Consider the following 16,085-nt stretch of genomic DNA (forward strand, 5'->3'; position numbering starts at 1 on the left):
TATAAACGTCCCGGAATTCCAGTTGAGTCGCAGGGTGTTATTCTCTTGAAAAATAGCGCTTTGTTTTAAAATGCTTATTATCAGCATATTGTTTTGATTTTATAAAAGAAAATAAACCCGTTTTACCAATGCTAAGACAATTGTAAACTACTTCAGCCCTTATCCGTTATCATCAACATTAACAACACATTAACAATATTTTAAAGCATACTATGATCAACCCTGAAATCCTCCATAATGAACTGGTCTTTCAAACGGCGCGCAGCGGTGGGAAAGGAGGCCAGAATGTGAATAAAGTCGAGACAAAAGTGGAGCTGAGGTTTGATGTCAAAAATTCGCCGTCACTTACCGACGAGCAGAAACAAACACTCATTGAAAAGCTGGCAAATAAGCTTACTAATGAACAAATCCTCATCCTGTATCACCAAACGGAACGCTCGCAGTTAGCGAATAAGGATAAAGTCGTTGCCAAGTTTGATGATTTGATTAAAAAGGCATTTTTTGTACAAAAAAACAGGAGGTCAACGCGTCCGACACTTGCTTCAAAATTGGAGCGCTTGCAAACCAAGCAACGCAATTCAACCATTAAATCGCTTAGGAAAAAAACTTTCGAGGATTAACACCGCTTTGAAATCATATGCATTCGCTCACTCCTGCTCAACCTAAAATCAGTGCTGTTTTCACGCTTCCTGTCATCGTTGCATCGCTTGGTTACTTCGTGGACGTGTATGATTTATTACTTTTCAACATTGTGCGCGTTCCGAGTTTAAAAGATCTCGGACTTTCCGAGGAGGAAATCTCACGCATTGGTGCAAACATTTATAACTGGCAGCAGGCCGGTCTGCTCATCGGCGGGTTTATGTGGGGAATATTGGGAGACAAGCTAGGCAGGAGATCCGTCTTGTTCGGCTCAATTCTGACTTATTCTCTTGCCAACATTGCATGCGGATTTGCTAATAATGTTGAAGTTTACTCATTCCTAAGATTTATCGCAGGCTTGGGGCTGGCAGGCGAACTGGGCGCCGGGATCACGCTTATTGCCGAGATTTTGCCAAAAGAATTACGCGGTTACGGCGCTTCCGTCGTAGCGAGTGTTGGTCTGGCGGGTGCCATTGCTGCCTTTTTTGCAGTGAAGCTTACAGATTGGCGAACGGCTTACTTTATTGGCGGCGGCATGGGGCTTGTGCTGCTGGCTTTGCGGATCAATGTGCTCGAATCCATTATTTTTAACAAAAGCATTGAAAAACGAGGTGCTAAGCCAGTGCCCTGGTGGACGATTTTTACAAAATGGTCGCGGTTCATACGTTATATCCGCTGCATGGGCATTGGACTGCCGACTTACATGGTTATCGGCATTTACTCAACATTTGGCAATGAATTTGCAAAAGCATTGGGCATCACCGCCGACGTACAGGCTGCTACGTGCGTGCTTTATACATACATAGGCATCGTTACGGGCGACTTTTTCAGTGGGATTCTGAGCCAATGGCTGCGATCCAGGCGACAAGCGATCTTACTGATGATGGCCATGACATTAGCCGGCGTTATATTCCTGCTTTATGGCGGAATCGAGTCGCCCGGTGTCCTTTATGGTTGCTATGTATGGCTCGGTTTCTCGATTGGATACATTGCCATGTTCCTGACAACCACAGCCGAGCAATTTGGAACTAACCTGCGTGCAACCGTGACAACGTCTGTCGCGAACAATGTAAGAGCCACAGTGCTGATTACGCTGCCGTTGTTTCAGTTTTTGAAACCGGGTTGGGGTGTTTTGAGTTCTGGCGCCATTGTAGGAGCCATTTGTTTTTCGCTGGCCCTAATATCGCTTTGGAAAATGGAGGAGACTTACGGCAAGGACCTGGATTATGAAGAAGCGTAACGCCTTGTTATTGTTCCGCTATCTGGCCAAAAATGAGCTGTTCGGGCCTTGGATAATCAATCAATTTTGAAAAATCCACTTTCCAGAAGTCGAGATCCAGCAAGTGATTTTGATTGTCTTTGGTTAATGTGATGACAACGGGCGTGCCGTCGCTATCCACATATTCAGCCTGGATGAGGTCTCCTTCGTAACCATTCACATCGCCTCCAAGACTAATGCTGCCCATTTTCCCACCTTCATATTCGTCGACCAGCTCACTAATCGGGAAATGATCGGGGTTCAAATCCAGGCGCCGGAGCAGGAAATGGATCAGCGCTTTTTCGTTTTCTCTTATCGGCCTCATATGCGTCAGGAATTAACTTTTGAGAGGTTATTATTTTTGTTCCGCAATTGCTCCGCCTTTTTTCCAACAAACCAGAAGGAAAGCGCCAGGACGGCAAAAAAGATTCCTTTATTAGTCCGGTCCCAAAAATATTCGAAGTAACGTGTGTAAATGTTGAGAAGGAAAAAGACGAGTCCCAAGTCGCGCAATGTATCGAGCTTGGTTTTGAATGCATAAATGAGCAGCAATGTTAACAAGACAGTAAAACCAAGTGCCCAATACCAGAAATAGCTTTGCTTAATGGCCGTCCAGCCACTCAAATCATCATAATTTCCAAAAATAGAAAGCGTCCAGGCTGCAAGTAAGAATAGGAAAAGGCCGATGGAATAAGTCGTTTCCTGAAAGAATGGCAAGAGCTTCATTCTTTGCAATGCGATTGAAAAAAGCCAGATTGCAAGTCCGAAAACAGTCATCCGCAACGGATAATTCATCCCCAGAAAACGGTAATTTCCACCCGACCAAAAGTGTGTTTGTGCGCCCCACCATCCCGCAAGGGAAATGATCATAACCGTCCACAAGAGTGTAGAACGCAGGAATACGGCAACGCCTCCATAAACAACGGTCGCGATTAAAAGCGGGATCGCGTAATTGCCCTCGAAATTGGTAAAGCTGCGCGTCCAGTAAGTGATAGCGACGCCAATCGTGAGAATGATTGTAATGTTGTAAGTCTCGTTACTGGCCTTTGAAGCCGGATATTTGACTTGTCTTCTTTTCGCAAGGAAGATGAATAATGCAGCCAATAATGTAAAGCCGATGCCAAAAATGGTTTCTGAGAAGCCCCATTTTTTCCGGAGCAATTCCAGCCACTTTTCATCCAGCACAAGCGCCCCGAATGCCAGTAAACCGCAGGAAATAGCCGAAATCAAGGCATAAATCGCAATTGCATCGACATTGGCATTGCGCAATTGATAACTGTTTTTCAATTCGTCAGCCAATTCCCCGGAAACCTTCCCGCTATCCTTCCAAAACTGAATCGCTTTCTCCACAGCCGCCGCCTCTTTCTTATCTAATTCCATTCACAGTTGATGTTGATGAAGAATTTATTGATCGAGCTTAAAAAGCGCAATAAACCCAAAGTCCGGATCAGCTTGGATCCGGACTTTGGGTTTTGTTATTTTCCACTTTTCAGATTTGACAAAAACTCTACAACGTCCCGGATTTCTCTTTTTGACATGATCGTTCCCATGGGGGGCATGCTGGATGGGACGTTTTCGCGTTTTGCGATACGGGCCGTGGCGATTTTGAGTGGCTCGGCTTCGGATGTTTTGAGGACCAGCTCGTGATCATTTTCCTGAGCAAGAATCCCTGCGGCTGAGGTTCCATCTTTCAATGTAAGCACCACCATACCAAATCCGGGCGAGAGGCGCGCGCTCGGCTCGACCAGTGCCTGCAATATCTGCTCTCTTGAAAGCACATTGCCGATGTTCGAAAGATTCGGACCAACTTCACCGCCTTGTCCGCCGACCGAATGACAACGCACACATTCCGCTGCCGAGTTGGTCATGAAATATCTCCGGCCGAGTTGTGCATTTCCGCCAACCAGCGCGTCCTGATAATCAGCAACCGTCGTTCCTTTTGAACGTAAAGGAGCAAGTTTAGCAATCAATGTGCTGGATTTGGTTGAATCAATGGCTTCTGAAAGATCCAGCGCGAGACTTGCAGGAAGCTTTTTGTCAGACATTTTACCAATCAAATCTTCAAAAATCCCTTCCGTCTTAGCAACCGGAATTGTGCCCAGAACCCGCAGCATCTGCTGTTGCTCTCTCACGCTTCCTTTTTCAAAAATGCTTTTGGAAATGTCTGATAATGCTTCCTTTGACATATTAACACTTCCTGCCATTCCAAGCGCAGCAGTGCGGACATCCGCGTCAGAATCCGTCATTCCAAGCTTCATGGCCGTTTCCATATCAGCATATTTCAGCTCATTAAGCGCAACCAGCATGGCGGTTCTCACTTTGGCGTCTTTATGCGTGGCCAGAATTTTGGCCAATACAGCATTGTTTTCGGATAAACCTAGATTCGTCAGCATTTGCGCCGCTGCAATAAGCGTTTCGGAATCATCATCATTCAGCAAGCCAGCAATTACAGGCTGCACTTTTGATTTTACAAGTGCAGGATCGCGGGTGATCGGACCTCTGTAACGGCCGTCAACACGGTCCATAACCGATGGGCTCGCCCAGGTTCCCAATGCTGCCAATGCTTCCGTACGAACACTTTTTTCAACATCTTTTCTTTGTGCAAAAGCAATCAGATTATCCAGCTGATCATTGGTACCAACGCGCAAAGCGGCATTGATCGAGCGTCTTAACAATGGCTCGGACTTTAATCTTTTGTCTTTAAGCAGATCCGCTAACTCAGGCAATGCAGCCGGAATCGACAAGTCATCATTTATCCCACGTGCTGCTTCTGTTACAATATATTCGTCTTTATCCTGCAAAAACAAAGCTATCTTGTCACTACGCATTCTCCTCAAAACAAGCACTGCGGCTGTTCTAAGCGACTTTTCCGGGCTGGAAGACAATGCTACAATCGGCTCAACTTCGCCAATGCGCGACAAAGCAAGCACGGCCGCATGTCTCAAATAAACGTCTTCATCATTATTGGACTTGATCATTGCGAAAAGCGGTGCAACAGCCTGCTTGTCAGCAATTCGTCCCAAAGCTTGCGCACCAAAGAATTGCATGCGTGGATTTTTAGAAGACAGCATCGGGATCAGCATAGGAGCAGCTTCTGCAATTTTCGCATCGCCCAGCACTTTCGCCGCCTGCACTGAAATTTCTTCGTCGGAATCTTTCAACAATGTCATGAGCACATTAGCATAAGACTTATCCTGGCGCGCCAACTGGCCCATTCCCCAGATTCCGTGAATTCTTTGCAGCTGATTGCCTGTTTGTGCAATGGCCTTGCTAAGCACGGTTGCGCCTTTTGCGCCGCGTGCTGCCAGTTCAAACTGTGCTTTTTGGCGGATGCGCATATCCTGATTGTCGAGCAGCGAGAACAGCATGTCGTCCGTTTGCTTTTCATAATCAAGCTGCATAAGGCGCTTTGTGATCGCTCTCAGCTCTTTCAGATCGTTTTTGTCATCGGTAACATCCAATCTCCAAACCCGGCCGTAATTTTTCGTATCCCAGCCATTGATCCAGTCAGCCACATATAATGCGCCATCCGGACCGAAACGAATGCCTGTTGGCAAAATTCCGTTCAAAATATTTTTTTCGCCATCCAGGACAAATGAAGCGCCTTTTGGTTTCAGGCCAAACGCCCAGATTGGTGAGCGGGCAGGGTTTCCTACAAATTCAACCAGGAAAAACTTATTCTTCCAAGCCGATCCCAATGCCGTTCCCGGGTTGTACTGCATGCCCGTCGGACCATTGTGAAAATTCTGGATAGGAGGGATAATGTACGCCGCCTGACCTTCCCAACGTGGTTTGAAAAGCTTTTCGTCCATCCAGACCTTGTAACTGTTGTTCTTTGGATCCGTGTATTTTCCATACTGCCAGTTCGAACGCCAGCCCGCATCAGAGCCTTCAACCACGTGAACCAATCTTTCGCTTTCGCCAGGGTGGTCACCGTCATTATCCGAGCTGATAAGATTTCCATATTCGTCAAAAACAAACTCGTGCGTATTTCTCAATCCGTGTGCAAAAACCTCAAAATCGCTTCCATCCGGGTTAGAACGCGCTATAATGCCCGAATTAGGATGCTCGTGCTTCACACCTTCGGCAGTTGTAATGTTCGCGCCGATGTCACCAATGTTCCAGTAGATTTTTCCGTCCGGACCTTCGATCGGGTTCGACATGCCGTGTCCACCAAAACCAATGTGAACGCCATACCCATGACTGATGGATGTTTTTTGATCCAACACACCGTCACCATTTGTGTCTTTCAATCTCCAAAGGTCCGGCGCGATGGCTACGAACGCGTCGTGTGCACGGATGAGCAAGCCGCCCGCAACGTCTGAAACTTCTTCGAAAAAGTCGTCCAAAATCCGCATCGAAACGTCTGCGATGCCGTCATTATCAGTGTCTTCGATGCGCCATACTTCGTCCTTTTCAACGGTTAAGTCTTTCCAGTCGTGGCTTCCGTCCTTGTTAAGATCTTTCAAGAAGCTGTTTTCTTTGCTTTTGCTTGGAGCAAATGTGCTGCGCAGGAATGCGCGACGATCTTCAACGGTCTGTAAACCAATGGAAGCCGTCATCCAATGGCGGTAACCGCGAATGTCAAATTCCGAGTTTTTCTGACGATTGGTGCGGTTCAGGTAAACCCTTCCCATATCATCGACAGCAATGGCAACCGGGTCTGGGGCCAGCGAATCTGATGCCCAAAGATCTAATTTCAGGCCGTCAGCAAGTTTAACGACTGTTTTCTCACGGATTTCCTTGGCGCGGGTCCTGCCCGTTGCAGCATCTTCTTTAATGATGACAGCCGTGCTGTTGGTTTTGGAAGTGGAGCCTGTTTTTGCGCTTTTAGGCGACATTTTCATGCAGGATACAACCACAATTGCAGTGGCTCCAAGAATAAATAATGGTTTTCGTAAAAGTTTTTTGGGAATCATTGAAGCAGTTCCTTTTTCAGGATTTAGTTATAATCTAAGTTTTGATCGGAATCAGAGCATTTTAAAGAGCGGCAAAGCGCAAATTTATACTGTCAAAAATGGCATTGAAATTACATTAAAACAATTCCAGCTGTCCGTTTGGGCCTTTTGGCTTCTTGGCTTTTCCCATCACGGTCCGCCCCTCGTATTTCCAGGAATTATTTCTTTCTTCTTCGATAATGTCATTAAAACGGTTGTTAGGCTGAAAATCTTTTTCAAGCTGACCAGCAACTTTTGACAGATTTTTCAGCGCGTCGAGCTTATCATTCTGGCCAAGTTTTGCTTTTTGAATGGCTTTATCCAAAGTCATAATCGACTCATCGTATACGGTAATCGGAACAGGAAAAGGATGCCCGTCCTTGCCGCCATGCGCAAACGAAAACCGTGCCGGATCAGAAAAGCGCGAGGGCGTTCCGTGAATGATCTCGCTTACAAGCGTCAGCGACTGCACCGTCCTTGGTCCGACGCCTTCCAGCAGCAAAAGCGACTCCATATCAGCAACCGGATTATCATGCGCTAATGCAAGAACGGCGCCTAACCGCTTCAAATTCACATCTTCTGCGCGCACATCGTGATGGCCGGGCATCACCAGCCTACTGATCTCGCGCATAATTTTGTCCGGATTTTCTTTGGTCAATTCCAGGATTCCGGTTCTTGTTGGCGCGGCTAATTTGTCGGTGAGGTTCAAAATGCGGCCCTGATTTTCTCCATAAATGGAAGTGTGCGGCTCCTCAATGAACGACTGGATCGATGGGGAATGCCAGTGATAGCGCCGGGCCATCCGGCTGTCGGTGTTCATACCCTGCTGAATCACAGTCCAATCCCCTTCTTTGGACAAAACAAATGAATGCAGATACAACTGAAAACCGTCCTGAATTGCCGTGCTGTCCACTTTTGCTGAAAGTCGGCTGTTGTGAACGAGCAGGTTTCCGTCCAAACCCGTTTTGTCCGCAATGGCCAGCAACTCGGATGGCGTTTGTCTGGAATATTTGCCCCGGCCTCCGCAAATGTAAATGCCGAGCTCGGCGGATTTCTTGTTAACAGCGCCTTTCAAAGCGCCCATAACCGAAGTTGTAATGCCAGAAGAATGCCAATCCATGCCCAAAACGCAACCCAGCGATTGAAACCAGAACGGGTCACTCATTTTTTGAAGCAGTGCATTGCGTCCATATTCTAGCACGACTGCCTCCACGATGGCACCGCCCAATGCGCTCATGCGCTGGGCTAGCCAAACGGGCACTTTTCCGTAATGTAAAGGCAAATCTGCGTGGCCACTTTTCATATAAGATGTAAGTTACAAAATTTACAAACCCGCTGGATCGCCGCCCGGCCTATGAGCGGGAGTTATTAATTGGAATAATTTTTTCATAACATGCAGCATAATCTCCTTTTTTATCCCAAAACGTATTTTTCAATAGGATGGCTATCCAGGTTTTAATCACATTAGTGCTTGTCTTGTTAAATGGTTTTTTTGTTGCAGCCGAATTCGCCATCGTAAAAATCAGAGCTTCGCAACTGGAACAAAAGGCGCAAGAGGGCAACAAAATGGCCATTCTTTCCAAACAAATCGTAGCCAATCTGGATGGATATCTGGCTGCAACGCAGTTTGGGATTACGCTCGCAAGTCTTGGCTTGGGTTGGATTGGGGAGCCGGTTGTTTCCAAAGTGCTGATCGGCGGCATGGAGCTGGTCGGCATATCGCTTGATCCGGAACTGGCGCATCAGATCGCATTGCCTGCGGCTTTTGCCATTATCACCGTTTTACACATTGTTTTCGGTGAATTAGCCCCAAAATCAATCGCTATTCAACGTCCAGAAGCAACTACATTGTTTCTTTCCTATCCACTACACGGCTTTTTCCTTGCTTTTTCGCCCGATTGTCTGGATCTTGAACGGCATAGCCAATTTTATCCTGAAAGGCGTTGGCATTACGCCTTCGCACGGCAGCGAGGTTCATAGCAGCGACGAATTGCGTTATCTGGTGCAGCAGCAAAAGGAGAGCGGCATGATCGAAGCGGCGGATTATGACCTGATCAAGAACGCATTCAACTTTTCAGACCGGATCGCCAAGCAGATTATGATTCCGCGGACGCAGGTTTTCGGCATTGATATCAATGATTTTGATGAAGCCAAATTGGAAAAAGTCATCGAAGAAGGTTATTCTCGAATTCCTGTTTATGAAGACACACTGGACCAGATTGTGGGCGTGCTACATTTGAAAGATCTGCTTTTGAAAATGCGTCAGGGAAAGGAAATCGTGCTTACCGAGCTGATCAGGCCGGTTTCGACGGTGCATGAATCAAAGCCGATTGGTGCATTGTTGCGTGATTTTCAGGTTAACCGTCAGCAAATGGCGGTTATTATTGACGAATATGGAGGCGTGGACGGCATTGTTACCATGGAAGACATTCTGGAAGAGCTCGTTGGCGAAATTCAGGACGAGTATGACAACGAGATTCCGATTGTTAAAACGAAAGCGATAACACATATACAGTGCTGGGTTCAGCGTCGATCACGGACATTAATGATAAACTGCCGCATGATATCTCGAAAGAAGGCGACTGACGAAACGCTGGCGGGTTATCTAATTTATAAATTTGGAAGAATTCCGGCTGTGGGTGAAAAGTTAAAGACTAAGCACTTTGAGTTTGTCGTTTTGAAAAACAGCGCTCGACCATTTCGCAGGTTAAGATCACCGTTTTTGGTGATTAAGGTTGTAAAATCATTCTTAGCAAAATGTGTAAACCGGAATGCTATGAAAGAGCTCAGTTCGTTGATCGTCATTACATTATTAAGCGCATTCAGTTCCGTATTTGCACAGGCAAAGAAGAAGGATAGTTTTCCGACTTATGAACAAATAAGGGGAAATAAATCTGAGATCTATGATTTTGTAGCGCCGCAAAGCATTCGGGTTAATCCAACATCCGCAGTTCCCGAAACGGGCAATTACAACCTGATCAAGCGCACCATTGTTACTGAACATGGATTTAACCTTTTCAGTTATCAGCAAGACAGCGTGCTGTATATTTTGAACGGAAGAAAGGAAAAGAATGTGAAGCGGGCGGAAACCGAGATCAGAACGAACAGTAAAAACATCACAGACATTTCTATTGGCGAAACTGACAATAAAGGAAAAAGAACGATCCGGATCGATTATGAGGTGAAGTAAAGCCGGAACTTGATGTTGTCCGCCTGAATTATGATCAATCCAGGCGGACAAAAAATCTTAATATTCGTGAGGCAACTCAATGTTGACCAGCTCGTTCCAAGGCAAGCCATGCTGATTCAGCAAGTCCATGAAAGGATCCGGATTCAATTCTTCCACATTGTAAACGCCTGGCTTCATCCACTCTTCGTTGGTTAGCATCAGCATTGCGCCAATCATGGCCGGAACGCCGGTGGTGTAACTTACGGCCTGGGCGCGCACTTCGCGATAGCACTCGGCATGGTCGCAGTTATTCCAAACGTAATATGTTTTTTCTTCTCCGTCCTTGATGCCCTTGATCTGGCAACCGATCGAAGTTTGTCCTGAATAATTTTCTCCCAAAGAGTCCGGTGCAGGAAGCACAGCTTTCAAAAATTCAAGCGGAACAATGTCCAATCCGTTGAATTTGATAGGCTTAATGCTTGTCATACCTACGTTTTCAAGCACATTCAAATGTGTAATGTAAGCTTGTCCGAATGTCATCCAGAAGCGGGCACGTTTTAATGTCGGGAAGTTTTTCACCAACGATTCAAGCTCTTCATGGTAAAGCACATAGCTCTCTTTCGGCCCGATTCCCGGGTAATCGATCGGCTTATGGATTGACATGGCTGGGATTTCAACCCACTCGCCATTTTCCCAATAACGGCCTGGCTGCGTGATCTCCCGAATGTTGATCTCCGGGTTGAAGTTTGTAGCAAATGCTTTTCCGTGATCACCCGCATTACAGTCGATGATGTCCAGATAATGCATTTCGTCAAAATGATGCTTGTTGGCATAAGCAGTGTAAACCTGCGTAACGCCGGGATCGAAGCCGCAGCCCAGAACCGCCATCAATCCTGCTTCTTTAAATCTTTCCTGATAAGCCCATTGCCAGCTGTATTCAAATTTGGCAACATCTTTTGGCTCATAATTGGCTGTGTCCAGATAATGCACGCCTGTCGCCAGACATGCCTCCATAAGCGTTAGATCCTGGTAAGGCAAAGCAACATTGATGAGCATTTTTGGCTGGAAACGTTTGATCAACAGCACTGTTTCAGCAACGATATCTGCATCAACCTGTGCCGTTTCAATGGTTACGCCGTGCATTTCTTTAATCTCAGCAGCGATTTTATCACACTTCGCTTTTGTGCGGCTGGCGAGCATGATTTCGGTAAAAACATTGCTATTTAAAGCACATTTGTGCGCCACAACACTTCCAACCCCACCAGCACCAATTATAAGAACCTTCGACATTTTATTTCGTTTAAGTTAAAAGACTTTTCAAGTGCAAAGACCTGAAAAGCCTGATCGGATTTCCGGCAAAGATAGAATGACCGGCTAACTTTTCAATTTAAATTTCCGTTAACCAGCTCCTTAATGATGGCTCGCGAAACAGAATTTAAGTCAGATGTTTCCAGATCACATCATAGACGTCAACGGCTTCTATTTCGGATTTTTCCAATGCAGAATCCGTGACCAGGATCGGATAATATTCGGCAGGCACATTAATGCTTCCGTGTGAGCCTTTTACCAATGTGGCATCCAGTGGAATAACATCCATTAAATATCTGAAACCCATTAGTTTTCGCGCTAACTTATAACCGGCACGAAGCTTAATGAGCGGATTTTTGGGATCCATGAACATTTCCACGGGATCGTAACCTGGCTTGCGGTGAATGTCAACCAAATGTGCATAATCCGGTGCTTTGTCGTCGTCGAGCCAGTAATAATAAGTGAACCAGCTGTCAGGTTTGGCCATCAGAACGAGGTCGCCGGAACGTTCGTGGTCGATGTGATATGCTTTTTGTTGTTCTTTATCTAAAATCAGATCAATGCCAGGCACTTTTTTCAATGCATTAACAACCTGATCTTTAACAGATTCGTCATTCAGATAAACGTGTGCAATCTGGTGATCGGCAGTTGCGAATGCTTTTGAAATCCCCGCATCCAGAAGTTCATACCAGCGCTCGGTCCGCACGGAAATCAGTCCTTCATTTCTTAAAATCCGGTTGATATGGATCGGATTGCTAACCGGGTTAATGCCGTATTCGGATAGTAAAATGACCTTTGCATTCCTGGCTTCATAAAACTGAACAAGCTCTGCAACGACGTCATCGATCTCTTTCAGCTCGTTGCTGATCTTGGAGAAATCCGGACCGAATTTTTGCAAGCAATAGTCCAGATGCGGCAGATAAATCAGCGTTAATGTTGGATTATGCTTCTTTTCAACCCACATGGAAGAATCCGCGATCCATTTGGTTGACTTAATGTTTGGCATTAGGCCCCCAGAAATTGAAGAGCGGAAACTGGCCCAGATCCTTCTGCAATTCATCCCGCATTTCAGGCGGATAGGCATAGCAATCAGGCGCTTTTACACCATCAGCGTGATATTGAGGGCGCGGCGTTACTGAGAAATCGGCGGTCGAATACATATTATACCACCAGAACATTTTCGCGCAGGTGAAGTTCGGGTCGAGCTTTTTAGCCGCATCCCAGATTTTTTCACCCTTAACCAGCTTATTGGATTGCTTCCAGAATTTGATTTCCGAATCCTCGCGATCATACCAGCCGTTGCCCACAATGCCATTTTCAGCTGGCCATTTTCCGGTAATGTAAGTGCTTTGTGATGTCGTGGTTACGGCAGGAAGAACAGGCTTAATAGGAGTTAAATGCCTGTCTTTTAAGCATTTTGCAAGAAACGGAGTATGGTCGCCGATCAGGTTTGCACTCAGTCCGACAATGTCAATAACAACTGTTTTATTCATAACTCAATATTTTCTTCACCCATTCAATTTCACGAACGATGGACTCTCCAATGGGTTTTTGCATATCCTCGGGCAGCACGCCCCAGGTGTAAGTTTCAACTTCTAAAAACGCCGAAAACGGCCTTTCCCGATGAATAGCAAGGGTTTTGATAATGTCGCCCTGCGTAGATTCAAGCACGCCGTAAGCATGAATGAAAAGCGGAACGTGAAAATGCACGCGCCATTCTTTCTGATCCTCATTCCAATCGCGGATTGCTTCTTTCAGATCGGGATAATGCGACTTCGTTTCATCATTGTTCAAAGCCACAACCTGATGTAAATACACGGGCTCATCAAATGTCTCAATGGCTTTCAGCTTGATCTCTTTTTCGCTTGAAAAATTAACTTTCAGCGCAGAACTCACTTGAATCCGGCCAACCTGAATGCCTATTTCTTGCAGCGATTGCAATATTTCCTCTGGATTTTCAAAGCCCACAGCTGCATGACAAATGTCATAGCAAAGCTGAATGTGTTTCAAAATCGTTGCCTTTGCTTCCTCGGAAGTAACGCTATGTTTCTCAGACAAATAAGCGGTTCCTCTTGGCAAAAGCACGTCGCGATACCACTTTACAAAATCAACCGCATTGTCCAGAATGCCATCCGGCTCGGGCTCAATGTCGAGATGAAGGAGCTTGCCCGTTTCTTTTTCTATTTTGATCAATTCGTCCAGCAGTTGCAGCACGTGGTCTGTGGCCTGCTCGGTCGCATTCATTTTTTCTTCCATCGTCGTCCACCACAAACGGTAAGACAATGGCGGTGTGGAAACGCCTCCGTGCATGCCCTTAGGCAACAATTCGGTCAAAATGCGGAACAGTCGGATCGTGTATGCAAGGCGGTCGGTCGTGGTCCAGTCGGGCGTGTGGACATTGTCCTTCACGACTGTGTTATGGAAGCCGCCGTAAGGGAATCCGTTGATCACGAAGACATAGACATCCTGTTCTTTCAGCCAGTTTTTGAATTCCTGCAAAACCTCCGGCTTACTCAGCTCAATGGACGCTTCATTGGCAATGCGAAGGCCTAGGCCAAATGACTGACCCGGCGCAAGTTGCTGCCTTATATAAGGAATGTTTTCCCGAAGCGACTGAAAATGGTCAGCCCATTTTTCGCCGGGATGAATGTTGCTGCAATAGGTTAAATGTCCGTGCGGCGTGATCATAAGGCATGAATTATTTTTGTTCCTTCCAGATAATCAACGGATTGTGCGATAATGTCGGCGTCCAGCTCGTGAACTTCAACACCTTTTCCGATTTTTTCCAACAGCATAATGGTAAGCCTTCCACCCAAATGTTCGCGGAATTCGTTTAAGCCGTTGCGCAGGTTAATCTTATCGTTTTCAGACAATTTCGGATGGAAAAGATCGAAACCCAGCTTGCTCAGCACATCCAGAATGCGGTTTAACTCCGTTTCCGACAATTGGCCGATTTTGGCTGCATATACACAATCCAAAGCAATGCCAATCGCCACCGCCTCTCCGTGACGAACCTGAAAACCGGTTAAAAATTCAAGCTTATGTGCCGCCCAGTGTCCAAAATCCAGTGGTCGTGAAGAACCGAATTCGAACGGGTCGCCGCCGGCAATGTGATCTGTGTGCATTTCGGCGCAACGGTGAATGAGGTAAGCCATGGCTTCTTCATCGCGGCTGACAATCGCAGCTGTATGCTCTTCAATCCACTCGAAAAACGCAGCATCTTTGATCAATGCCACTTTAATTGCTTCTGAAACGCCTCCACGCCAATCGCGGTCGTCTAATGTTCTTAAAAAAGTAAGATCATTGAACACCGCAACAGGTGGCGCGAAGGTGCCCAGGAAATTCTTTTTACCGCGGAAGTTAATGCTGTTTTTAACACCTACGCCGGAATCATTTTGAGACAAAACGGTCGTTGGAATGCGTATCAGTTTAATGCCCCGGTGCGAAACAGCCGCTGCATAACCCACCAGATCAAGCACCGCGCCGCCGCCTATGCCTATTATAAAAGAATGTCTGTCGATGCCGGTAAGTGTCCACGGCCTCAACAAGACCATCGAAAAGCGCGGGATCATTTTTGCAAGCTTCACCGCCGGGCACGATAAGCACATCGGGAGCGAGTTGAATATGTGGAACAGATGCAGAAAAATAGGATTGAATCTGGTCGGATAAATCGGGGTGATGTTGCGCAAAACCTTCGTCCACGATTACCAAAGCCTTGCGCTGAAAGCCCTGTTCAGTATATTCCTGAAAAAAATTCTGTAAAAGAGGATTTTTTGTATCAAATAAATATTCGGTGAAGAATACAGCATAATTGTATTCTATCTTGAAACGCTGTTGTATGGTTTGCATTGAAAGTGACATTGAACAAGCAATGAATTATTATAATAGAAACGTTTATATAACACTAAGTTACCGCAAAAACCTTTGCTAATAGCATCGATAAGGGCAATAACGCCAAAACGAGCAAGCCAAGCGGCAACAAACCGAAAGCGACGCACCACGACGCATTCATTACAATCAGGGAAATGACGCCAGCTTTTACGGCCTTCCCGATCAACGGCCCCACCGGATTCTGCATCGCATTCCACAACGGCCTGAAAATGAACCACGCATGCAAAAGCACAAATGGAATCGTGTAAAGCAAATTCCCGTGATCGTCGGCGAACTTAACCTGTGAAATCAGCACAATGAGATACAGCAGGGCTGCCAGATAAAGCGTCGTTTTCTTGCCGCCATGCACTTCATCCTGGCTGATCAATGTAATCGCGCCAATATAAAGAATCGGGAAAATGGCGATCCAGGACCATTGCTGCAATGATTCGGGCAGGACACTCATGCCGAGGATTAGGTTTCCACCGCGGCACATGCCCATCGTTAAGGGGCCAAAAAACCGGCTGTGCTTTGCAAAGCGGTTGTACAAAACGGTCAACATTGCGACGACAATCGCTATCATCCCGCTTAATGCGCTGAACATGGTTGCTGCAAGAATTCCCAGAAATAAGAGCGTGAGGCCCAGCATTGTAGCCGATCTTAACGGCACTTTTCCACTTGGAATCGGACGTTCGGGACGTTCAACGGCATCGAGCTTGGCGTCGAAAACATCGTTCATAACCACACCGCCGCCGTATAAGCCTAATGTTGAAACAAGCAGCAGGGCAGGGCTGTAATCCGAAAATGTAAATTGTACAATGGCCATTCCCGCAAAAATGTCGGTGAATGCGGTTACAACATTGGCAGGTCGGGTTAGCTGCAGATAGGGTTTTAAACTGCTCAC

The 16,085-nt window shown here is 46.3% G+C and carries 11 protein-coding genes and 2 pseudogenes; 4 read left to right on the forward strand and 9 right to left on the reverse strand.

The genetic code is table 11. The annotated features are described in order from the left end of the window. Positions 1–212: 212 nt before the first annotated feature. Together arfB and AC0IYG_RS09950 are read left to right on the forward strand one after the other, a co-directional pair. Positions 213–620: an alternative ribosome rescue aminoacyl-tRNA hydrolase ArfB gene (gene arfB, locus AC0IYG_RS09945; RefSeq protein ID WP_471710939.1), complete on the forward strand. Its 408-nt coding sequence runs from the start codon at positions 213–215 to the stop codon at positions 618–620. Between the two features lie 17 nt (positions 621–637). After that, positions 638–1,879, forward strand: a complete 1,242-nt coding sequence (locus tag AC0IYG_RS09950; protein ID WP_471710940.1) for an MFS transporter — start codon at positions 638–640, stop codon at positions 1,877–1,879. Between the two features lie 7 nt (positions 1,880–1,886). Here AC0IYG_RS09950 and AC0IYG_RS09955 read toward each other — a convergent pair whose 3' ends face one another. The 4 genes from AC0IYG_RS09955 to AC0IYG_RS09970 all read right to left on the reverse strand — a co-directional run bounded on the left by AC0IYG_RS09955 (position 1,887) and on the right by AC0IYG_RS09970 (position 8,137). Further along, positions 1,887–2,222, reverse strand: coding sequence for a DUF6984 family protein (locus tag AC0IYG_RS09955; protein ID WP_471710941.1), 336 nt, complete (start codon positions 2,220–2,222; stop codon positions 1,887–1,889). Positions 2,223–2,227: 5 nt separating this feature from the next. Then, entirely contained in the window at positions 2,228–3,277 is a 1,050-nt protein-coding gene (locus AC0IYG_RS09960; RefSeq protein ID WP_471710942.1) for a hypothetical protein, read from the reverse strand. A gap of 95 nt (positions 3,278–3,372) precedes the next feature. Continuing rightward, positions 3,373–6,816 carry a DUF7133 domain-containing protein gene (locus AC0IYG_RS09965; protein WP_471710943.1) on the reverse strand — a complete coding sequence of 1,148 codons (3,444 nt, stop codon included), beginning with the start codon at positions 6,814–6,816 and terminating at the stop codon, positions 3,373–3,375. Between the two features lie 115 nt (positions 6,817–6,931). Further along, the gene (locus AC0IYG_RS09970; protein WP_471710944.1) at positions 6,932–8,137 is read right to left on the reverse strand and encodes a DUF763 domain-containing protein; all 1,206 of its coding nucleotides are present in this window, start codon (positions 8,135–8,137) and stop codon (positions 6,932–6,934) included. A 137-nt stretch (positions 8,138–8,274) separates the two neighbouring features. Between AC0IYG_RS09970 and AC0IYG_RS09975 the strand changes: the two genes are divergently transcribed. Both AC0IYG_RS09975 and AC0IYG_RS09980 read left to right on the forward strand, forming a co-directional pair. Beyond that, positions 8,275–8,814: a CNNM domain-containing protein gene (locus AC0IYG_RS09975; protein WP_471710945.1), complete on the forward strand. Its 540-nt coding sequence runs from the start codon at positions 8,275–8,277 to the stop codon at positions 8,812–8,814. Further along, positions 8,744–10,024 (forward strand): hemolysin family protein, encoded by a 1,281-nt coding sequence (locus AC0IYG_RS09980; RefSeq protein ID WP_471710946.1) that lies wholly within the window; start codon positions 8,744–8,746, stop codon positions 10,022–10,024. The genes AC0IYG_RS09975 and AC0IYG_RS09980 overlap by 71 nt, the downstream gene beginning before the upstream one ends. Before the next feature lie 57 nt (positions 10,025–10,081). Here AC0IYG_RS09980 and AC0IYG_RS09985 read toward each other — a convergent pair whose 3' ends face one another. From AC0IYG_RS09985 to eboC, 5 genes and pseudogenes are all read right to left on the reverse strand, one after another. Beyond that, a complete protein-coding gene (locus AC0IYG_RS09985; protein WP_471710947.1) occupies positions 10,082–11,293 on the reverse strand; it encodes a saccharopine dehydrogenase family protein in 1,212 nt (403 codons plus the stop codon). 145 nt (positions 11,294–11,438) lie between these two features. After that, positions 11,439–12,804, reverse strand: a pseudogene (locus AC0IYG_RS09990) (alkaline phosphatase family protein). Further along, positions 12,797–13,999: a metabolite traffic protein EboE gene (gene eboE, locus AC0IYG_RS09995; RefSeq protein WP_471710948.1), complete on the reverse strand. Its 1,203-nt coding sequence runs from the start codon at positions 13,997–13,999 to the stop codon at positions 12,797–12,799. The pseudogene AC0IYG_RS09990 and the gene eboE overlap by 8 nt, the downstream one beginning before the upstream one ends. Continuing rightward, positions 13,996–15,160, reverse strand: a pseudogene (locus AC0IYG_RS10000) (3-dehydroquinate synthase). The gene eboE and the pseudogene AC0IYG_RS10000 overlap by 4 nt, the downstream one beginning before the upstream one ends. A 55-nt stretch (positions 15,161–15,215) precedes the next feature. Next, positions 15,216–16,085 carry a UbiA-like protein EboC gene (eboC, locus tag AC0IYG_RS10005; protein WP_471710949.1) on the reverse strand — a complete coding sequence of 290 codons (870 nt, stop codon included), beginning with the start codon at positions 16,083–16,085 and terminating at the stop codon, positions 15,216–15,218.

The sequence above is a fragment of the Dyadobacter sp. AC419 genome (genome assembly GCF_979253085.1).